Below are 202 nucleotides of genomic sequence, written 5' to 3' on the forward strand. Positions count from 1 at the left end.
GATTGATCCACTTATAACCTTCATAAGTACTTACCTTCATCCAGCCATTTTCTTTTTTTTCTACTACTCCCCAATTTTGCGGGTTAAATGGTGCTCCATAATTTGCTTTTGTTGCATTAAATGAAGGCTCATTATACGCATAAATCGTTTTGTTGACAGTAATTTGTTCAGCCGTAGGATTCATCCACTTGTCGCCTTCCCA

1 pseudogene is annotated in these 202 nt (G+C 37.6%); it reads right to left on the reverse strand.

What is annotated here, in order from left to right:
• A pseudogene (locus tag MR107_RS31320) lies at positions 1 to 202 on the reverse strand (hypothetical protein); the annotation flags it as partial.

Source organism: Bacillus cereus group sp. BfR-BA-01441 (genome assembly GCF_022663075.1).
GTDB classification, from domain to species: domain Bacteria; phylum Bacillota; class Bacilli; order Bacillales; family Bacillaceae_G; genus Bacillus_A; species Bacillus_A cereus.